Annotated in this window: 17 protein-coding genes; 12 read left to right on the top strand and 5 right to left on the bottom strand. The window is 42.9% G+C overall.

Annotated elements, in window-relative coordinates; translation table 11 throughout:
- Positions 1-195: 195 nt before the first annotated feature.
- A complete protein-coding gene (locus JMX97_RS12860; protein WP_201558726.1) occupies positions 196-624 on the top strand; it encodes an MgtC/SapB family protein in 429 nt (142 codons plus the stop codon).
- Between the two features lie 212 nt (positions 625-836).
- Positions 837-1,445: a class I SAM-dependent methyltransferase gene (locus JMX97_RS12855; protein ID WP_201558725.1), complete on the top strand. Its 609-nt coding sequence runs from the start codon at positions 837-839 to the stop codon at positions 1,443-1,445.
- Between the two features lie 118 nt (positions 1,446-1,563).
- Here the strand turns inward: JMX97_RS12855 and lptG are convergent, their stop codons facing one another.
- Positions 1,564-2,772 (bottom strand): LPS export ABC transporter permease LptG, encoded by a 1,209-nt coding sequence (gene lptG, locus JMX97_RS12850; protein ID WP_201558732.1) that lies wholly within the window; start codon positions 2,770-2,772, stop codon positions 1,564-1,566.
- Between the two features lie 38 nt (positions 2,773-2,810).
- Positions 2,811-4,145, bottom strand: coding sequence for an LPS export ABC transporter permease LptF (locus JMX97_RS12845; RefSeq protein WP_413786414.1), 1,335 nt, complete (start codon positions 4,143-4,145; stop codon positions 2,811-2,813).
- Positions 4,146-4,522: 377 nt separating this feature from the next.
- Between JMX97_RS12845 and JMX97_RS12840 the strand changes: the two genes are divergently transcribed.
- The 4 genes from JMX97_RS12840 to sstT all read left to right on the top strand — a co-directional run bounded on the left by JMX97_RS12840 (position 4,523) and on the right by sstT (position 9,127).
- Positions 4,523-5,122, top strand: coding sequence for a cysteine hydrolase family protein (locus JMX97_RS12840; protein WP_201558724.1), 600 nt, complete (start codon positions 4,523-4,525; stop codon positions 5,120-5,122).
- A 300-nt stretch (positions 5,123-5,422) separates the two neighbouring features.
- The gene (locus JMX97_RS12835; protein ID WP_201558723.1) at positions 5,423-7,078 is read left to right on the top strand and encodes a leucyl aminopeptidase; all 1,656 of its coding nucleotides are present in this window, start codon (positions 5,423-5,425) and stop codon (positions 7,076-7,078) included.
- Positions 7,079-7,131: 53 nt separating this feature from the next.
- Positions 7,132-7,596, top strand: coding sequence for a DNA polymerase III subunit chi (locus JMX97_RS12830; RefSeq protein WP_227671601.1), 465 nt, complete (start codon positions 7,132-7,134; stop codon positions 7,594-7,596).
- A 328-nt stretch (positions 7,597-7,924) separates the two neighbouring features.
- A complete protein-coding gene (gene sstT, locus JMX97_RS12825; RefSeq protein WP_201558722.1) occupies positions 7,925-9,127 on the top strand; it encodes a serine/threonine transporter SstT in 1,203 nt (400 codons plus the stop codon).
- A gap of 152 nt (positions 9,128-9,279) precedes the next feature.
- Here sstT and JMX97_RS12820 read toward each other — a convergent pair whose 3' ends face one another.
- Both JMX97_RS12820 and JMX97_RS12815 read right to left on the bottom strand, forming a co-directional pair.
- On the bottom strand, positions 9,280-9,603 hold the full coding sequence (locus tag JMX97_RS12820) for a chaperone modulator CbpM (RefSeq protein WP_201558721.1): 324 nt from the start codon (positions 9,601-9,603) through the stop codon (positions 9,280-9,282).
- An 83-nt stretch (positions 9,604-9,686) separates the two neighbouring features.
- Complete coding sequence (locus tag JMX97_RS12815; RefSeq protein ID WP_201558719.1) at positions 9,687-10,697, bottom strand: DnaJ C-terminal domain-containing protein; 1,011 nt, start codon at positions 10,695-10,697, stop codon at positions 9,687-9,689.
- Between the two features lie 494 nt (positions 10,698-11,191).
- Between JMX97_RS12815 and JMX97_RS12810 the strand changes: the two genes are divergently transcribed.
- Positions 11,192-11,554 carry a septal ring lytic transglycosylase RlpA family protein gene (locus JMX97_RS12810; protein ID WP_201558718.1) on the top strand — a complete coding sequence of 121 codons (363 nt, stop codon included), beginning with the start codon at positions 11,192-11,194 and terminating at the stop codon, positions 11,552-11,554.
- Between the two features lie 123 nt (positions 11,555-11,677).
- On the opposite strand, the gene JMX97_RS12805 is transcribed toward JMX97_RS12810, so the two are convergent.
- Positions 11,678-13,738 (bottom strand): ABC-F family ATP-binding cassette domain-containing protein, encoded by a 2,061-nt coding sequence (locus JMX97_RS12805; protein WP_201558716.1) that lies wholly within the window; start codon positions 13,736-13,738, stop codon positions 11,678-11,680.
- Positions 13,739-14,242: 504 nt separating this feature from the next.
- Here JMX97_RS12805 and erpA point away from each other — a divergent pair.
- From erpA to JMX97_RS12780, 5 genes are all read left to right on the top strand, one after another.
- On the top strand, positions 14,243-14,623 hold the full coding sequence (gene erpA, locus JMX97_RS12800; protein WP_227671602.1) for an iron-sulfur cluster insertion protein ErpA: 381 nt from the start codon (positions 14,243-14,245) through the stop codon (positions 14,621-14,623).
- 494 nt (positions 14,624-15,117) lie between these two features.
- Positions 15,118-16,692, top strand: a complete 1,575-nt coding sequence (gene gshA, locus JMX97_RS12795; protein WP_201558713.1) for a glutamate--cysteine ligase — start codon at positions 15,118-15,120, stop codon at positions 16,690-16,692.
- 56 nt (positions 16,693-16,748) lie between these two features.
- Positions 16,749-17,276 carry a disulfide bond formation protein B gene (locus JMX97_RS12790; protein WP_201558711.1) on the top strand — a complete coding sequence of 176 codons (528 nt, stop codon included), beginning with the start codon at positions 16,749-16,751 and terminating at the stop codon, positions 17,274-17,276.
- Between the two features lie 426 nt (positions 17,277-17,702).
- Entirely contained in the window at positions 17,703-18,347 is a 645-nt protein-coding gene (locus JMX97_RS12785) for a copper resistance protein NlpE (protein WP_201558709.1), read from the top strand.
- Positions 18,348-18,722: 375 nt separating this feature from the next.
- Positions 18,723-20,288 (top strand): Mur ligase domain-containing protein, encoded by a 1,566-nt coding sequence (locus tag JMX97_RS12780; protein WP_201558707.1) that lies wholly within the window; start codon positions 18,723-18,725, stop codon positions 20,286-20,288.
- Positions 20,289-20,583: the final 295 nt, after the last annotated feature.

Genomic DNA, 20,583 nt, shown 5'->3' with positions numbered 1-20,583 from the left:
CATATTTGTTGTTCTATATTGGTTTGGGTATGCTTGACCCGTATTGCTAAGCAAACAAAGAAAACGGTATATCAGTTAAAACATGGCTTACTTGATAACTACCTCTGCGAGCAGTTGCGCTCGCCTGGGTTGTTGGTTGCGTAAGTCCTAACCTTATTGCTTATTAGTATTCACTTTTAAACAGTGGAGTTGGCTATGTTTGGATTTGATATCAATTTAGATTTGATGGGGTATCATTTTTTTCAATTGGGCGTTACTTTTGTATTGTCCCTGCCAATCGCGCTCAATCGTGAGATGAAAGACAATGGCGCAGGTCTCAGAACCTTTCCACTAGTAGCTATTGCTTCCTGTGCTTTTATGCTGGTAGGTAGGGATATTTACAATGAGGGAGATGCCGAGGCGAGAATCATGTACGGTATTATTACCGGCATGGGTTTTATTGGCGGTGGCGCCATTTTTAAAAGTGGTAGCAGTGTCAAAGGTACTGCGACAGCAGCAGGGTTATGGAATACTGCCGCCATTGGTATCTCGGTGGCTTATAGTCGCTACGAGATTGCCATTATACTGTCTGTTGTTAGCTTTTTAATACTACAATTCTCAGAGCCATTTAAGACAGAAGAGTAAGCGCATTGTAGCTGCGTATTTATTACTGCTTTGATATTATCTCTTTACCCCCAGCACCAGTCATAAATTTTATCAAAACAATTCTGTTAATAGGTAGCTGCAAACGTCCCCTTTTCTCGTTACAATACTCGTCATAATGTGCAAGCTGTCTGATTGGGCAGCGCACCACCTTTTACTTATCCATTATCAATTATCAATTATCCGAGAACCACATGAGCCATAGACCTCCTGCTGACCTATTAGAAAAAGCCAAACACTGGCGCGATGATATTAATTTTCGTCAAGACGTACTGGGCAAGCCTTTTGATTTTGCGACCACGTGGGGAATTTTTTCACCACAAAAGCTCGATGATGGTAGCTTGATGCTGCTCGATTATATTGATTTTGAAGTAGATGATGACTCAATAGATTTGGGTTGTGGCTATGGCGTATTGGGTATGGCGGCTGCACGCGAATGTCCTAATGGTCAGCATACTTTGATTGATAAAGACTTTATGGCAGTGGAATATGCGCGCCGTAATTGCGAGAAGAACGGTTTGAGTAATGTCGATGTGCATTTATCTAACGGCTTCAACCATGTTGATAAAGCTAAAGACTTTAGCTTGGTGATGTCTAACTTGCCAGCCAAGGTAGGTAAAGAGCAGCATTATCTCTATTTCCTCGATGCGCATGCGCGTATGCGTAAAGGTGGTCGCTTTTATGTGGTGACTATTAATGGCTTGCGTCAATTTATGAAACGCTCATTTACCGAAGTATTTGGAAATAGTGAGAAAGTAAAACAAGGTAAAACTTATACTATTACTATGGCGACCAAAGACTAAGCGGCAACTATTAATAAGTAGTGAAATTTAAATAAAAGCTTAAGCAATAAAAAGCACGCTGAATCTGTCATGATTTAGCGTGCTTTTTTTGTGCCTATCTGTATTAAAGCATATCAGTCTACATCTGCCGTTTTAGCAGATAGCCGCCCAATACAGCACTAGCGATAATAGGTAATAACACCATCAATAACGGCGAAAATCCAGTTGCCAGCGATATAAAGCCGACCAAATCCTGAACATAACTAAACAGTAAGCCGAATAATAATGCTACTACGATACGCAGACCCAAGCTATGCGTACGCAGGGAACCAAAGACGAATGAGCAAGCGACTATAACCAGCGATAAAATAGATAAGGGGGACAGTAGCTTTTGCCAAAATGCCAATTCATGCGTTAAGGAGCGTTTATCTTGCTGTCGCATAAACTGACGATGCTCATATAATTGGGTGAGCGATAGATCTTCCGCCTTACGCGTAAGTAGATAGACCGATTTAGGGGCAAATGGCAGACTTAAGGTGTCTGAAGACTGTTTGGCTTGGCTGCTATCAAAGCCTTGATTGATAGTCAGCTTAGTCATATTGCTCAGTTGCCACTCATAGCTATATTGCTCGCTAGCTTTTGAGCCAGCATTATTTATAGGCTTGCGACCAGAATAGCGCCCACCCTCGGCATAAATAGCCGTTTGTAAGTTACCATTGTTATCCAAATGCCAACGTTTTACCGTGCCAATATTACCTTGCACATCGGCATAATCAATATATAAAATATCACTACCATCAGGCTGTAGTTTTGAGCTATCGGCATCATTTTCAGCATTGTTGTCATAATTGCCATCAACGGTTTTAAAGCGCGGCTGCACCGTCCAATAACCACGTACGGACGTGACCAGCGAGCTGCTTTCTTCGCTACGAATATCGTTCGCCAATTGATTGCTATGGGGCAGCACAAACTGATTGATAGCCAATGCCAACAGCACAAAAACCAAGGCGGGCTGTAATACCCAGCCAACGATACGATAGACGCTGATTCCTGAAGCGCGCATGACCACTAGCTCGCTTTTATTCGCTAGCAACCCTAAGCCCACTACCGCACCTAATAGCGACCCTGTGGGAATAAATTGTTCTAAAAAGTAAGGTGAGCGATAAAGGATATATTTGAGCGCCTCAGACATAGTATAGCTGTCGTTTAGCGAATCAAGCTCAGATAAGTAAGAGAATAAAAGTTGTAGCGCCCACAGTCCAAGTACTGCCCCGATAATCGCGAGTAGCGCATTGACTTTAACGTAGCGCCCGAGCACTTTCAGTTTGGCAGGTTGATTTTTGGGCATCTGATTTTTAGAGGGCTGTTTAGATAGTGAAGAGCGCATTATAATTGCCCTCCTTGAGAACCGTTGCCATGGTTATTACTGTCTGAGCTATTACTGTCTGAATGATCGAAGCTATTGTCCGTTACAGGTTGCTTGTCTTTTTGGCGAAAGCGCAGCCGATGTTGGATACGGTTGCCCCAATTCATATAAAGCGCCAACACCATAAACCCTAATATCAACCAAGCATACGACCACACGCTAACGCTACCTTTACTTACTGCGTTCTTCAGCGATATAACCCCCATCGCACAGCTAACAAATAACAATACCGATGGAAACAGACGCAGCCAGCGCCCTTGACGGGGCCGCACTTGCGCCAGCGGCACGGCCAGCATGGGCGCAATAATCATCAGCCAAGGTAGCGCTAAACGATAGCCAAGCTCAGCTTTCGCGGCACGCATGGCATTGTCGCTGCCGATTTGCGCGCTACCGGTCGCCGCTTGCCATAAGGGTCCAATCGCTTGAGTTTCAATATTGTCTTCGGTCACTACCTCTTTAGACGATTCGGTTAAGGTAATACGGTAGCGATCAAAGCTAACTTGATTATACTTTAGACTGCCCGCGCCTACTTCATAACGCCGCCCTTGAAATAAATCTAATTGAGTTACGCCGCTACCGCCATTGTCCACTTGCTCCGCACGTTTAGCCAGCGTAATGATATCTTTATTAATAGACTGGTTACTGCTGTCTATAGTGTCAGTTAACGCTTTAGGCAAGTCAGGAATGGACAGCTGATCGGTTGGATCAGGGTCTGTATTTTTTGTATCTGTATTTCTTATAGCACTGCCTTGATCGGTAGGTTCCGTTTGGATTAATATTACGTCTTGTAGCTGTTTTTTATTATCGCTTAGGCTGCCTACATACAAATGATAATTACCATTGGTTATAAATTCATTGGGCCGAATCAGATCAAAGGCGCTGGTTAATGCTTGCTCCTGCCAGATAGTCTCGGATGAGCGTACGCCCCAAGGTTTACCGACTACTGACAACGCCGCTTCACCTACGAATAAGGCCAAAATTAATGGTGTCATCATCCGCGCGAGCTTACCGCGAGAGATCCCGCTCGCATTAATAACCGCCATTTCTTGATCGACGTAAAGCCGACCAAATACTAGCATCAGGGCGATAAAAAAGGCCAAAGGTAGAATTAACTCTAAAAAGTACGGCAGGTTATAACCAATGATAGTAAATAATAGGCTGATATCTAAGTTGCCTTCGGCAGCGATGCCAAAGTAACGTATCAGCCGTCCACCGAGCATCATCACCATCAAAAACCCCAATACCAAAGCAGTGGTTGAGGCAACCTGACGGGTCATGTAGCGGCGTAATATCACAATAGGTACTCTTAGCGGTTGGCATTCACACGAGCGTTCGCATGGTGATTGGTAGGCTTATTCAAATTTGTCTGGAGACGATAGACGTAACCGCTAATGCTAGCATGTTTTTGTAAAAAATGGCTGTGAAATGTGTTTGAAAACATTACCTAACCCTTGCTAACTACGTACTTATCATCTGATATCAGACAGGGTCGAATTAAGACATAAAAGTTAAAAAACAAAAGGACTATAAGTCCTAATAATTAAGTCTCTCATTTATTTTATTGCTTATCATTTAAGTGGCTTTGTGTGTTGTTCGTATCATGCACCGAATATCATCGCGATTAATTGTTAGAATTTAGCTTCATAACGCTTACTCATTAACGGAGAATAAAATGTCTGTTCCTTCTACCCTACTTGAACTCGCTGGTGGTCAATCTGCTACGATTGATTGGTCAAATTGCGCTATCGTCTTGATTGATTTTCAGAATGAATATGTTGACGGTGCGATGCCTCTAGGTGATGCCGGTAGCAAAGCAACGGCCAACGCGCGTCTGCTACTTGATAAAGCACGAAAAGAAGATATTCCTTTATTTCATATTGCCCATCACGGTAATGAGAAGATTTTTGATCCGTCATCTTCCAATGTTGCCATTGTTGATAGCTTACAACCAATGAACGACGAGAAAACCGTCACCAAAACGCACCCCAATGCTTTTCATGACACACCGCTGCAAGAGCTTATAAAGGCCACTGGCAAACAGCAAATTATCTTTGCTGGTTTTATGAGTCACATGTGTGTTAGCTCAAGCGTGCGGGCCGCCTTTGATTTGGGCTTTGAGAACTTTGTTTGTCATGACGCCTGTGCTACTCGCGCTTTACCTGATGCAAAAGGGCAAGCGATAAATGCTGATGTCGTGCATGATACTGCCATGGCAGCGCTGCAAGATAGATTTGCCACCTTAGTCTCGACTGATAAGTTGGTTGGTAAATAGTTGTATTAGCTAGAATAGCTGACTGCCAATCAACCTATGCACAACAATACTCGTCACATCATTAGTCATTCTATTAACAGTATGGCGGGTATTGTCACATGTAGGTGGTAAAGTCGATAAGATCAGGCAACAACGGCGTTTGAAAATATTACCTAATCCTTGCTTACTGCGTACTTATTCCTTGATATGCTACACTGTGAAGATAGCTTAACGAGCTCATAAATATAAATCACATTTCTGTTTTTTAGACTAATTCTTACTCTAAACTTTTACCCTAAAAATAAATAAGGATAACAATATATGAATATCAAGTTAACTCAGCATCTACCAAAGACTCATACCCAAAAGATTCTCAAAAAAGAAGCCAAAAATAAAGACGAGGCTTGTTTGGTCGTTTTAGTTGATGATAAGAAGAATATACTTGCTGAATCCGCTTTGAGCGATTATCAAGCGCGTATTGAGCAGCTCATTGAAGTCTCACACTTTAAAGGTAAAGCCTGCGAAACCGTTGCCGATTATGCATTAGCAGGTGATAAAAAAACCACCAAGCAAAATCCTGTCCAGCTATTATTAGTCGGTGTCGGCTGCTATGATAAGCTCAATAATACTGTATTACAGAAAATTGCCAATACTATCTATCAAAGTACGCAAAAGCGCGTCGCCTCAATCACTGTCGCCTTAGGTGATACGCTAGAAGAGAAGCAGTTTGGACAATTTTCATTAAACTTATTAGCAGCAAGTTATCGTTTTGATAAATACAAATCTGAGCAAACAACGCCGGTATTAACTGATATTTATCTAATCGCTGACAAGTCTTTGCAGCCAGCTTTAGACTTTGCCCAGTCCGTATCTATCGGCCAAAATTTGACCCGTGATGTGGCTAATGAGCCAGGGAATATTTGCTTCCCAGCCTATATGGCAGAGCAAGCACAAGAATTAGCCAAAGCTTATCCTGATCTGTTGAAAGTGACCGTGTTGGGTGAAGAAGAGATGTCAGCATTAGGCATGGGCTGCTTTTTAGCCGTGTCGCAAGGCTCTACTAAAGAAGGCCAACTGGTTATCTTAGAATATCAAGGCAAATCTAAATTCAGTGCCCAAGCAGCCAATAAAACCACAAACAGTAGCGCAAAAGCTAGTAGTGGTCTAAAAGTGCTCACAGATAAACTTCCTAGCAAAAAATCTGCGAAAAATGCGGCTAAGAATAGCAATGATAACGCGCAAGTTTCAAATGATGACGCGCCTATTGTATTAGTTGGTAAAGGCGTGACCTTTGATTCAGGCGGTATTTCTATCAAACCTGGCGCTGCAATGGATGAAATGAAGTTCGATATGGGCGGCTCAGCAGCCGTGTTGGGCACGATGAAAGCCTTATGCGAAGCGCGTCTACCAATTAACGTTGTGGGTGCTCTAGCTTGCGCAGAAAACATGCCATCAGGTGATGCAACACGTCCCGGTGATATTGTTAAAGCCATGAACGGCAAGTCGGTCGAGATTCTAAATACTGATGCTGAAGGCCGTTTAGTACTGGCAGATACCTTATGCTACATCCAGCGTTATCAGCCAAAAGCCATCATTGATGTTGCTACCTTAACCGGCGCTTGTGTGGTTGCCTTAGGTCACGTTCGCTCAGCAGTATTTAGTAATGATGAAGATGTATTATTTGAGCTCGAGAACGCTAGTGAACAATCAGGTGATCTAATCTGGCACATGCCGATGGATGATGCTTATCAATCATTGCTCGACTCTCCTATCGCTGACATGCAAAACATCGGTGGCAAGGGTGCAGGCGCAGTGACTGCAGCTTGTTTCTTGTCTCGCTTTGTCGAAGACGATCAAGCATGGGCGCATTTAGATATTGCCGGTACCGCATGGAACTCAGGTAAAGAAAAAGCAGCAACCGGTCGTCCTGTGCCACTATTCATGCAGTATCTAAAAAACTGTGCAGATATGGCATAGCCCTTTAGAACTGTTATAGACTTTCATAACTACTAGTGATGTAGAGTATTTACATGATGCAAATTAGTTTTTATGTGTTAAGTGAGAGTAAAGCCCAAGATTTCTTGGGCTTTATTTGTCAGTTGACCCAAACCGCACTCAACAAAAGCAGCCAGTCGTTATTAATTCTTGCTGAGAATGAAGCTTTGCTTAGCGATTTTGATGAGGCTTTATGGGTACAGGATGCTAGCAGCTTTATTCCACATCAACGCCTAATAGCTAACGAAAACACTGTTGATAACATAGGGTCATCTATAGCCCCAGTCCTACTGGGTGCTTATCTGCCGGCAGAGTTTAATGGGATTGTTATCAATACCACTTCCCGTCCCGTTAATGACTTTATCACTGCTACTAGCAATACACAGCCAGCGCGTGTTCTTGAGATTATCAAACCAGATGACGCAAGCGTGCAAGACGGACGCGTTAAATATAAGCGTTATCAACAATTAGGCTATGAACTCACTCACTTTAAAGTGTAGTCGTTTATTTATAGTTACCAATTATTCTAATAAACCAAATCCCATTACACTTATCCCCTCTTAAACAGCCTCACTTAAATTACTTGCTTTGCTAATCCAGCTACTATTTTTATTCGGAACTCGGATATCAGCTTTATATTCGATCCACTATAATGCTTCTCCCTTCGTACTTTTGGCTTGCAGTTTCCTACCTTAGATCTAAGTTTTAAGTCTATACCATCGCTGTATTGCAGTAGGCGAATATCTGAAAAAATGCTACCATTCCCCCCGAATTATTATGCTGTTTTTATAATGGCTTTTTATTATTGATTGGGTTAAAGGTGGAATGATGCGTTCATTGATTGCGATGTACCAACGAATAGGGCTAGTACCGCTGATTATTATTGGCTTAGTATTGGGTGTATTAATCGGCTGGCTTGCTCCTAGCATCGGTATTGCATTAGGACTTTTAGGGACTTTGTTTGTTGGCGCACTAAAAGCAGTGGCTCCGATACTGGTTTTTATCTTGGTCATGGCAGCGATCAGCCAACATCGTAGTGGCAATGAAGTCTACGTTAAGCCCGTCATTATTATGTATATGTTCGGCACTTTTTTTGCTGCATTAACGGCTGTAGGGGCAAGCTTTCTATTTCCAACCGAGCTAGTGTTAGTTAACGCTACCATTGAGCAAGTACCGCCGGCTAACCTAAAAGAAGTTCTGACCAACCTGCTACTTAACCTAGTCGCTAATCCGGTCAATGCAGTAGCTGAAGCCAACTATATTGGCATCTTAGCTTGGGCAATCATCATCGGCTTTGCGCTGCGTCAAGCCAGTGATACCGCACGCACCGTCGTAGGCGACTTTGCTGACGCCATATCCCAAGTGGTGAAATGGGTGATTGCTCTGGCACCTTTGGGGATCTTAGGCTTAGTTGCCAATACGGTCGCTGAAACTGGCTTTGCCGCCTTGGCAGGTTATGCCCGTATCTTAATGGTATTAGTAGGCTGTATGCTCTTTATTGCCTTAGTTGCCAATCCGTTAATTGTGCTGATCAAGACTGGCAAAAACCCTTATCCATTAGTATTTACTTGCCTGCGCGAATCAGGAATTACTGCGTTTTTTACTCGCAGCTCAGCGGCCAACATTCCGGTCAACATGAACCTTGCACGCAAATTAGGTCTACACGAAGATACTTATTCAGTGACTATTCCACTGGGTGCCACTATTAATATGGCTGGTGCAGCTATCACTATTAACGTTTTAACGCTTGCGGCTGCCCATACGTTAGGAATTGAAGTTACTTTTGCCTCGGCTCTATTATTAAGTCTCGTCGCTACTATTAGTGCTTGCGGTGCCTCAGGTGTGGCTGGCGGCTCATTGCTATTGATTCCACTTGCCAGTAGCTTATTTAGTATTCCGAATGACATTGCTATGCAAGTGGTTGCCATCGGCTTTATCATTGGGGTGGTGCAAGATTCTGCAGAAACCGCGCTAAACTCATCAACTGACGTACTATTTACGGCAGCAGCTGACCCTACATATTCTCGTTAGTAGCACTTAGAATTTAGCAAAAAGCTATTCTCAAAAACAAAAAAGGGCATATTATTGCCCTTTTTATTTTATCTGCTATTGATAGCAAGTATTCACTATGTATGCTTAGATATGATTTTATCTATGCAGCCAAACTACTTTGAGTTAATAAATTATTTTAAAGTGCTTACTTCTACTTCAATCATCGGCGTTTCTACGTCCCACTGGCGCTTAAATTGACGCAGCTGCTCAAGCTCATCTAATAGCTCAATGATTAAGCCTATCGCTGGCACGCTGGCTTCAAAGTCACGGCTTAGACGTGACGCGCGACGAACAGTAGTCAGCTGATAGCCGCTGAACTGTTCGCTTTCAGGCACGTCATATTCAATGATACTTTCTTCAATCAAAGCAATAACCCATTGGCGCTCTTGACCACAGGCAGATATCAGCTCATCTAAGCTCATGATAATGTCGGTTAATTCGGGCGAGTGTTTCATCATTATTATCCTCGTTTGCGCTTTATTTCATCGTTATCGTATGGTCATCATTCATCTCTAACACGGTTAAATTATGGCAGCTATTAACGGTTAATACTGGTATCGGCAAAGGCTTGCTTTAGTTGTTCATAAGCTTGGGTTGCCGCTTCAGTGTTGACTTCTGGATTGACAATATTCAACGTTAAGTATAAATCACTGGCTTGCTTGGCAGGGATACCTTTGCCTTTGAGACGCAGATTGCTACCTGATTTGCTGTTTTTAGGAATAGTGACGCCTAAAGTTCCTGCTGGGGTGCTGACGTTAATTTTTTCACCAAGCGCCGCTTCCCATGGGGTGATATTTACCGTTTGATAGACATTGGCGCCTTCTAGACGAATATTATCGGCATGAGTAATTTTAACCTTTAAGAATAAATCTCCATTTTTGCCGCTCCCACTACCAGCAGCACCTTGTCCTGCTAAGCGTATCTGTTTACCATCGGTAATCCCTTTAGGAATCTTGATTTTGAGGGTTTTATTATCATAGTCCACGTTACCATTAAGCTGACGGACGGGAACGTTCAGTTTGATACTATAGTCATCGCCATTATAGACCGACGCCAAATCAACTTTAATTTCCGCATGCTGATCTTGACCTTTGCTATCTTGCGCGCTAAAACCACCGCCGAATTGATCAAAGCCGCTGTGCTGTGATTGGCCACCCTCTTGCCCGCGTGCACCGCGACCAAATGCGGAAAAGATATCATCGAAGCGAAATCCACCATTGCCAAAGGCTTCGCCTTCACCAAACTGACCTTTCATATCTTCCCAGCGTTGACCACCACCGCCGGCCTGCCCATTAGAGCTGCCACCAAAGCCGCCACCACCCTGACCGGCAAATGGATTGTTTAGCATGGCATCATATTCAGCGCGCTTATCTTTATCTCTAATAGTTTCATAAGCATTATTAATTTCAGCAATCTTATTATCAGCATCTGGGGCGTTGCTGACATCAGGATGATATTGACGTACCAGCTTACGGTATTTTTTTTTGATATCCGCATCTGAGGCATCTTTTTTAACCCCTAAGATGTCATAGTAATTTTTCTCTGCCATGTTATTGTTCCTTAAGGTAAAAGCTTTTTAATTATAATAGTGTACGAATTCTGAACGTTGTAGTATTTGAATCTATATGCCTGCGACTGTGTAATAACAGCTTGTAGTTTGAAGCCATAACTTTACTAATAAAGCTTTACCAGTACCGTCTTACCAGTAATAGTGCCAAGCGACACCAGCGCTCACGCTATCTGAGTCATTAACTACGCTATTATTAGAGTGGGTGTCAGTATGAGTAATAATAATTCTAGCATCATTATTTTTTGACAACTGTTGTCGCAATGTCAGCTCAGTTTGCGAGAGTGACGAGCGACCTTCGCGCTTATTAATAGTATAAGTCAGCTCAGCGGCTTGACCTTGTACGTTTTTTACAGAGCCGTGAGGACGTGGTAAGCTTTTTATAGTAAAATAGCTATATTATTCAAACTCATAGGGAGTATGGATAACATAGGCAAGAGTATCTGTCTATCTTATAAATTTTAAAAAGGTATTAAATGTCTTATTTAATTAAGTCTTTAGTTATCACGTTATCACTACTGTTAAGTACCGCAACTTTTGCCGCTAACACCAGTTACTACGGTAATAAATTTCACGGTAAACGCACAGCTAGTGGTAGTATCTTCAATATGAATTCCTTGACCGCTGCACATAGAACGCTGCCGTTTGGTACGAAGGTAAAAGTGACTAATAAAAAGACAAAGCAGAGCGTGATAGTGAAAATTACAGATAGAGGTCCTTTTATCAGGGGACGTATTCTCGATCTATCTAAAGCCGCTGCTGGTAAAATAAACTGCCAACTCTGTACGACTAGTATGAATGTACTATCCTACGGTGATGGCAAATACCGTAGACAATAACTTAATAACGTAATAAAAAGGGGAGAGCTAGCGCTCTCCCCTTTTTGTGTATCACTTACTCATTGGTAATTGGTCTCGCTGACTGAACTTCTTTTATCCAAGTACCTTCTACCCAAAAACTTCCTACTCAAAACTTGCTTCCATCTCTTCAAGAGTAGTCATCGCTGCCAGTAAAGACTCTTCACTAGCGCTATGCTGCTGCTGTAGGGCGGTTTGCTCATCAAGTAAGACCATTAAATCAGCTTTACGGCCTTCTTCATAAAGATCAGTATCGCCAAGCTCAACTTCTAAACTTGCCAGCTTCTCGTCAATCTTCGCCAGCGCTTTTTCTGTATCTTCAATCTCGCGGCGAATAGGCGCGCTAAGCTTGCGCTGTTCAGCGGCCAGTTTGCGCTGCTCTTCTTTCGTTAACGATGATGCAGCAGCTGGTTTAGGATTTGCTAGTTTTTTTTTAGCCTGTTTTAATTTATCAGGCTCAAAACCACTAGTGTTGGCATTTGTTTCACGTGAAACGTCGTCTTTATTAACGAATTTTTTCTTGGCCTTTTTACTTTTACCTTTTTTATCAGCGCCTTTATCTGGACTGTTGGCTTCCTTACGTTTATCCGACAACCATTTACCATAGTCGTTGATGTCGCCATCAAACTCTTCGATTATACCGTCATGTACCAGATACAGCTCATCGCAGACGTTAGCAATCAGTTCGCGATCGTGCGAAACCAGCACTACAGCACCCTCAAAACCTTGTAAAGCCATGGTTAGGGCTTGGCGCATTTGTAAGTCTAAATGGTTGGTGGGCTCATCGAGTACCAGCACGTTAGGGCGCTGCCAAACAATCAAGGCTAAGGTTAAACGCGCACGCTCACCACCTGAGAATAACTCGCTCGGAGTGTCAATACGGTCGCCACGGAAGTCAAAACCACCTAAGAATGAACGCAATTCAGCATCAGAGGTCTTGCCAGCCAAGCGGCGCATCATCTGTAGCGGGCTGGCGACAGCGTCTAAAGCATCCATTTGATGCTGGTTAAAGTAGCCTAATTTGAGCGTATCTGAGATATTATAAGTGCCAGATAATACACCAAGCTCACCGACCAGTGCTTTAATCAAGGTCGATTTACCCGCACCATTCATCCCAAGTAGACCAATACGAGTATCCGGAGTCACTTGCACATTAGCGTTATGGAGTAGCGGTGTGTCGGTGTAACCAATATCAGCATTAGTCAGCTCAATCAATGGCGAGCTCATATTGGCAGGCTTATAGAAACGGAAATTGAACGGATTATCTGCCATCATCGGTGACAGCTCACTCATACGCTCCAGCTGTTTGATACGGCTTTGCGCTTGCTTGGCCTTGCTGGCTTGGGCGCGGAAACGGCGGATAAAGTCGTCTAAATGTGCTTTTGTCGCTTCTTGCTTCTCAAAAGCTTGCTGCTGCTGCGCCATACGCTCATGACGGGTACGGATAAACTGCTGGTAGTTACCGGTATATAAGGTGACTTTCTTTTGCTCAACGTGCAAGATATGACCAACGGTATTATCCAAGAACGTTTGGTCATGGGAGATGACAATAACCAGACCGGTAAAGGCATTAATCCAAGTCTCTAACCAAAGAATGGCATCTAAGTCCAAATGGTTGGTGGGCTCATCAAGTAACATTAAATCCGCACGGCTCATCAAAGTTTTAGCTAGATTTAGACGCATACGCCAACCACCCGAAAAACTGTCTACTGGCAGCTCGTGTTGTGTGGTGCTAAAACCCAAACCCGCCATGATTTGCGCCGCTTTCGTTGGGGTGCGATAGCCGTCAATTTCATCAAATTGCTGATGTAATACGCCAATTTGGTCATCACTGACCGTACTCAAATCACTCAAAGCCTCATTAATTTTATACCACTGCTCATCACCGCTGAGCACATAATTAATCGCCGTTTGCGCACTTGCGCCGACTTCCTGCGCCATGTGCGCCACCTGCCAGCCATCCGGGATAGTCACTTCACCGCGATCGAGCGTCACCTCAGTATCACCAGTGCCCATGCGGGTTAGTAATAGCGCAAATAGAGTGGATTTGCCAGTGCCGTTATTGCCCGTTAAGCCCACTTTGTGGCCTGGATGTAGCTGAAAGCTAGCACCGGCAAATAATTCACGACCATCACGGCGAACACCAACGTCTTTAAATTCGATCATAGGGTTTTTTCATCTCAAGAGTTTTGTAAAAGTTAAAAAGGTTTTGTAGACTGTATTACTAACAAAAACAAGTTCATAGGCAAAGTACACTTTGCAGCGCACCAACAGCCGGCTATTATTTCAAACACCTACTAGATAGGCAAACGATTAAATAACTATTTCGTCAATAAGTTTTTGGTTCTACTACATATAATGCCAAACTAAGCGTCTCTTTCAACAAAGGTGATTGTCACCCTTGACAAACTTATCGCCAGCCCCAATTATGATATACTGTCAAAATACCATTGACATCAGGCGGTTGAGCGCTAGTAGCCTTCGTTTTAGCCTAACTGCTTTGCCCTAATGACGGCCCCAATCGAAACGACTTCACCACATCCTATTATTGATAAGCAAGTATTGGTAAGCCGCGCCTATCAAGGATAAATAGACAACCTATCAAAGGTAAGTAGACGATCGGGCATAAGTAGAAAACGACAATATACGATTTTAGCAACTGAGGTAGATATGAACGCAGCAACTGACCAATACAACCCAAGCGCAAGCCAACCTGTCGATCCCACTATCTTAAATCTAACCGATAGCGCGGCACAAAAGGTACGGCGTCTGCGTGAAGAAGAAGGGAATAGCAATCTTATGCTGCGCGTTTATGTCACCGGTGGCGGCTGTTCAGGCTTCTCTTACGGTTTTAACTTTGCCAATGAGCTCAATGAAGATGATGCCAACTTCGATAACGGCGATGTGACTTTAGTTATTGACTCGCTGAGTTATCAGTATTTACAGGGCTCTACCGTTGACTATACTGAAGGGTTAGAAGGCGCGCGCTTTGTGGTCACTAACCCTAATGCTACTACTACTTGCGGCTGCGGCTCGTCATTCTCTATTTAAGCGAGCATTTTCTATTTCAGTGAGCTCTTTTAATGTTTATGATAAGTATCCACAGAGCGTTGATATACACTGATAGCAGACTTCTAAAGCATCACCCTCATGGGTTGGTGCTTTTTTCATTTATATCTCAGTGTCCATTATGGATCATAGGTATGAGAAGCTTGGCCCAAATGACCCAGTATAAATGAGATGAAACTTAATCACATTAAAGCCAATAGTAGCGGATAATAATGACATGGCCAGATGAATAATGAAATGTCCAGATAATTGTTTTTCATCTAAATGAAGTTATTACTACGACTCTAGCTGAATTTACTGAGGCAAATACTGTTAAACAGCCTCGAGTAAAGCTTACTGGTTTTGTAATTGTACGTAGTTTTTATGGCTGCTTTGGGCTAAACTGACTTCATTAATTCTACCCAATTCCCCTCAAATTCTGAGCAAACCCCAGTCGGTATTTGTTCTGCCATAATAAATAACAATAGATGAGTATTATGAGTAATTCTGCAACTACCTTTGCCAATTTTGAAATTCCAAGCTGGTTTGACAGCGAACAATTAACGGGAATGCTACGCGGTATCGAAAAAGAAGGCCTACGCGTCAAGTCGGATGGCTATCTGGCACAAACCCCGCATCCTGCCAAACTCGGGTCAAAATTGACTCATCCGTTTATTACCACTGACTATTCAGAAAGCTTGCTTGAGCTGATTACCGACCCCAAAAGCACACCCAAAGAAACTTTAAGCATGCTGCGTCAACTGCATGTTTTGGTCTATAAAGCACTTCCCGAAGATGAGCTGATGTGGCCGCTATCAATGCCCTGTATGCTCTCAGCTGATGATCAGGATATTCCACTAGCAGATTATGGCAGCTCAAATACTGGTAAACTCAAAACCCTCTATCGCAGTGGGCTTGGGATACGTTATGGTCGCCGCATGCAGACTATCGCAGGTTTACATTATAACTTATCGTTTGGGGACGCTCTATTTTCTGAGTGGCAAAAGCAATTACCAAAAACTGCTAATCAGTCGCTAATAGAATTTAAAAATGACAAGTATCTAGGTCTCATTCGTAACTTTAAGCGTCTGACCAGTCTGGTATTATATTTGCTTGGTGCCAGTCCTAGTGTCTGCCCTTGCTTTTTGGCAGGCCGTGACCATGATTTGGAACTGCTCAATGATTCGACTTATTATAAACCTGCCGCGACTAGCCTGCGCATGGGTAAGCTTGGCTACACTAATAGTGTGCAAGAGCATCTCGATATCCGTTATAACCATCTGCCAGAGTATGTCGATGGTTTGCGCCGTGCTATTCAAACGCCCCACGCGAGTTTTAAAAAACTAGGCTTAAATGATGCTGATGGCAACCCTATTCAGATCAATGATCATATTTTACAAATAGAAAATGAATACTATAGTCCTATTCGCCCCAAGCAAATTGCCGCACGCGGTGAGTCTCCAACCGAAGCACTTGAACGTCGCGGTATCGCTTATGTTGAGTTCCGTGCCATAGATTTAGATCCTTATAGTGATATCGGCATTCGCCTATCTAGCGCTTGTTTCTTAGAAGTGATGGCGCTATATTGCCTACTTAATGACTCACCTGAGCTTATGCCTGAGGAAGAGGATGAGCTGGCGATTAATCTTGAGCGTGTGGTCAATGAAGGTCGCCGCGATGGTTTACATATTGTCAATAATGGCACCGAGCAATCTTTAGAGAGCTGGATGATCACCCACTTAAACAGTATGCAACCATTAGCAGCGTTGCTTGATGCTCATTATGGCGGTAATGACTACCGTGCAGCGGTAGCACTGATGCAAGGCAAAGCCGGACATTCTGAGTCGACCATATCAGCGCAGGTGAACGATGATAGTAAGCGTTTGGGTAGCTTATGGCAGCTTGGCTTTACCTTAGCGCAGCAGCATCGTGAGTCTTTATTACAGCAGACCCTAAGTCCAAATACGCAAGCCAAATACGAAGTCCTAGCCGAAAAGTCGATATTACAGCAGGCAGAGATCGAAGAATCCGAAACCGAAGACTTTATGGAATTCCTCCAGCAATATCGCTAATACCTTACTGACCATTGCCGTTTGTAGATAAATTATTCCATAAGAGCACATACCCAATGCAACAACTGACCTCTTACCGCAACTTACAAGTGCTTTTAGTACTCATGGCCGTCATCGGTATGAGTTTTGCGTTACTCTTTTTACAGCGTCACTTGGGACTAACACCTTGTCCGCTGTGTATTTTTCAGCGTATTGGACTGATGGTAATGGGCGGCTTTGCATTATTTGCCGCTGTTATTAATCCCAAACCTATGCTGATCAAACTGTTATTGTGGTTGGGCAGTTTAGCGGGTATTGGTTGGGCTACTGTGGTAGCAGGGCGTCATGTTTGGCTACAACACTTGCCTGCTGACCAAGTGCCTTCATGCGGGCCTGGTCTTGATTACTGGCTTGATACGCTCCCTATGCAACAAGTCCTCAAAGAAGTTTTTGCAGGCTCTGGAGAATGTGCGTCTATTGATTGGCAGTTTTTGGGATTGAGTATCCCTGAGCAGTCATTGATATTTTTTAGTTTGCTATTACTTATTCATGTATTGATATTATGGCGTATTGTTCGGCCTACTAAGTCCACGCGTCGGGGTTGATTAGCAATTAAGACTTGATAAAACTATCTTTCTTTAATGGTTATAATGCTCATCCTACAAGGCCTTCATTATTATAAAATGAGATCATAGGGTCGTGCTGTATTTTGAACTTTTCTTGCTAAAATACCTTATTAAGTCTCTTTGATCATGCATACGATTAATATATCATCCTGCCGTTCCTATCCATTTCCACCTATTCGTAGCTGCTACCTTGCCTCATTCAACTACTCACCAGAACACTCATAACAAAAAGTCCACATAGTCACCTACAACCTTTGTTATCTTAGAACAGTTTATTTGACTTATCCGCATATGGACTTATCTTATGCCCTAACGACCTGAACGCGATTGCTGACCTACGTTGTCAATAATAGATAACGTTCAGAGCTACTCCTTGAAGAATGTTAGTTTGTTATTGGTGTGATCATGATGTATTTTACGCTTTTTTTCTCTGTTATTAATGTGTTTATCAAACGTTTTGGACGCCTATTATTAGCGTTGCCTTTTTTTATGCTGTTGATTGGTTGTGATAGTTCGTCATCTACCACATCAGATACTGATAACAGTACAGTGGCTCAAACTGCGTCTGTTGATAGTGCGCAAAATACAGCAGAATCTAGGCAAAATAATGATGGAAATAATAACGCGAACTCAGATAATGAATCGAGTGGTGTGGATGAAGGTCAGTCGCTCATCTCAGCTGCTAAGGTAGGCGATGGTGCACAAACACAGCGTACGCCGATGATTTCAGGAACACGCAATAATAGTACCCTTCAGGCAACATTAATAGGGGATTATATCGGCATGTTGCCTTGCTTATTTTGTGATGATATCGACATTACGCTAAATTTATTCGCTGATGGTTCGATGCTAAAGACCAGTGTTTATAACAATCCAGAGTCGCCAAAAGTACCCTTGGTTGAATCTGGTATCTATCGCCAAGACGGTAATACGATTACGATCGTTTACGAAAATAAAAATATTGAGACTTATCGCATTCAAGACAATCACTTAGTCATGCTGGATAAAGATAAGAATCCAAATGCTGACTATACTTTGTCACGCAAATAGCTGGTTGTGTTCACAAAATAGCCGAGCCATAAAGGGATTTTGGTACAAATGACCTTCACATATGCTGTCTTTTTGAAAAGCCACGCATAACAGGTCTAAAGAATTATATGCTGTCTTAAGCGCACTATTAGATAAGTGAACAAGTAAAATTTATGAGCTGGATGACGCCTACTTACTGGGCGTTTTTTATTGGTTATCTAACGGTGTTTACTTTACAATGAGTTTTTATTTGCCGTAGTTATAAGCTGACAACTATCTGCTATTTTTAGTGCAGCACGCTGAGGTTGAGCAGGGCTTTGATGCTGCTGTATTATATTTTATATAGTATCACTCTACATTTTTTATCTATTTTATTTAAGCGAGCACGGAAGGTCTATGCATATTCATATCCTTGGTATTTGTGGTACTTTTATGGGCTCGCTTGCCCTACTGGCTCGAGAGCTCGGGCATACAGTAACAGGCTCAGATGCAAATATATATCCGCCAATGTCTACCCAGCTTGAGCAGGCCGGGGTTACTATCTTGGAGGGCTACTTAGTAGAGCATTTGCAGCCAACACCAGATTTGATAGTGGTCGGAAACGCTATGAAACGCGGCATGGAAGTGATTGAACATATGCTTGATCAAGGCATGCGTTACACTTCAGGGCCGCAGTTTTTATCTGAGCAAGTATTGCAGTCCCGTCATGTTTTAGCAGTTGCGGGTACTCATGGTAAGACAACTACGACCACCATGCTGGCTTGGATACTTCATTATGCGGGTATCGACGCTGGATTTTTAATTGGCGGCGTGCCGTTAGTGGATACAACTGACAAGCGCTTGCAACAGGTCTTTGCTCATAGCAGTTATTTGGGCGCAGCTCACAGTACGAGTGAGATAGATAAAGCCAGGAACGAGGCGACATCACAGACAAACAGTGGTTATAAGGCTTATTTCGTCATTGAAGCCGATGAATATGATTCTGCGTTTTTTGATAAGCGCTCAAAGTTCGTGCATTATCGCCCGCGTACGGCAATCTTAAACAACCTTGAATTTGATCATGCGGATATTTTTGCGGACCTTAATGCCATTCAAACCCAGTTCCATCATATGGTGCGCATGATTCCCAGTACGGGGAAAATCATCATGCCTTCGGCGACTATTAGTTTAGAGGAAACCTTAGCTAAAGGGGTTTGGACACCCATTTGGCGTACTGCTGTCATTAATAAACAATTAAGTGACGATCAGCTTGATAAAGATCAAGAACATAGCGATCAAGAAAGTAGTGTAGAAATCAAAAGCGACTGGCAAGCCGAGCTGATCAACCAAGATGGCAGCCAGTTCAAAGTCAGCTTTGATGAAAATACTGATACTGGTACCGAAGCGACCGCTATTGTAGATTGGTCGATGAGTGGCATTCATAACGTCAATAATGCTCTAGTGGCGGTCGCTGCTGCTTATAATATTGGTGTGAGTGTCCCTACCGCCTGCGCAGCGTTGTCAGCATTTGCTGGAATCAAGCGCCGGATGGAGCTGATTGGCGATATTAATGATATCTTAGTTTTTGATGATTTTGCCCACCACCCGACTGCTATTACTACTACCTTAGATGGTGCTAAAAAAAATCTAACTGGCAGACGCATTTGGGCCGTTATCGAACCCCGTAGCAACACCATGAAGATGGGCATTCATCAAGATAGCTTAGCGCAATCAGTAGCATTGGCAGACTATACGCTATGGTATGAACCTGCTGGCCTTGAATGGGGACTAAAAGACGTTATTGATCGCGCCAACGTTAGCAACAAGCATAATGGATCTCAGCAAGTCCTTCCTAGTGTCGATGCCATTATTGAACACATCAGCACCCATGCGCAGGCAGGTGATGCCATCGTTATCATGTCTAACGGTGGTTTTGAAGGTATTAATGAGCGCTTATTAGCAGCCTTGCGTCAGCTATCCTAAGCCTCTATTTCAAAAATAATCAGACAACACTAATAAGGCATTACTGAGAAGTACTACTAAAAAAATTCCTATCTCAGCTTATTATTTAAGTTTATAGCGTAGTGTCGTTACCCACGAGCTGCGCTATTTTTATGTCCATTTTTTATAGGCCAAGCGTTATAGATATAATGGTGTAATGGACAAAATTCATGCTGTCGTATAGGTTAAAGCTATATACTGTCTGTATTTGCAAGGAATCAAAGCCATGAATCAAAAAACTGCCCTTTTTGTGGTGAAAAACACACCAAGAAGAACG

The organism is Psychrobacter sp. 72-O-c (genome assembly GCF_904846605.1).
Taxonomy (GTDB): domain Bacteria; phylum Pseudomonadota; class Gammaproteobacteria; order Pseudomonadales; family Moraxellaceae; genus Psychrobacter.
This window is presented reverse-complemented; position numbering and strand designations above follow the sequence as displayed.

Coding starts and splice junctions, on each gene's coding strand:
- JMX97_RS12855 (WP_201558725.1), top strand. CDS start 837: ATGAGCCATAGACCTCCTGCTGACCTATTAGAAAAAGCCAAACACTGG.
- gshA (WP_201558713.1), top strand. CDS start 15,118: ATGAGTAATTCTGCAACTACCTTTGCCAATTTTGAAATTCCAAGCTGG.
- JMX97_RS12860 (WP_201558726.1), top strand. CDS start 196: ATGTTTGGATTTGATATCAATTTAGATTTGATGGGGTATCATTTTTTT.
- lptG (WP_201558732.1), bottom strand. CDS start 2,772: ATGCCCAAAAATCAACCTGCCAAACTGAAAGTGCTCGGGCGCTACGTT.
- erpA (WP_227671602.1), top strand. CDS start 14,243: ATGAACGCAGCAACTGACCAATACAACCCAAGCGCAAGCCAACCTGTC.
- JMX97_RS12785 (WP_201558709.1), top strand. CDS start 17,703: ATGATGTATTTTACGCTTTTTTTCTCTGTTATTAATGTGTTTATCAAA.
- JMX97_RS12790 (WP_201558711.1), top strand. CDS start 16,749: ATGCAACAACTGACCTCTTACCGCAACTTACAAGTGCTTTTAGTACTC.
- JMX97_RS12830 (WP_227671601.1), top strand. CDS start 7,132: ATGATGCAAATTAGTTTTTATGTGTTAAGTGAGAGTAAAGCCCAAGAT.
- JMX97_RS12840 (WP_201558724.1), top strand. CDS start 4,523: ATGTCTGTTCCTTCTACCCTACTTGAACTCGCTGGTGGTCAATCTGCT.
- JMX97_RS12805 (WP_201558716.1), bottom strand. CDS start 13,738: ATGATCGAATTTAAAGACGTTGGTGTTCGCCGTGATGGTCGTGAATTA.
- JMX97_RS12835 (WP_201558723.1), top strand. CDS start 5,423: ATGAATATCAAGTTAACTCAGCATCTACCAAAGACTCATACCCAAAAG.
- JMX97_RS12820 (WP_201558721.1), bottom strand. CDS start 9,603: ATGAAACACTCGCCCGAATTAACCGACATTATCATGAGCTTAGATGAG.
- JMX97_RS12815 (WP_201558719.1), bottom strand. CDS start 10,697: ATGGCAGAGAAAAATTACTATGACATCTTAGGGGTTAAAAAAGATGCC.
- JMX97_RS12780 (WP_201558707.1), top strand. CDS start 18,723: ATGCATATTCATATCCTTGGTATTTGTGGTACTTTTATGGGCTCGCTT.
- sstT (WP_201558722.1), top strand. CDS start 7,925: ATGCGTTCATTGATTGCGATGTACCAACGAATAGGGCTAGTACCGCTG.
- JMX97_RS12810 (WP_201558718.1), top strand. CDS start 11,192: ATGTCTTATTTAATTAAGTCTTTAGTTATCACGTTATCACTACTGTTA.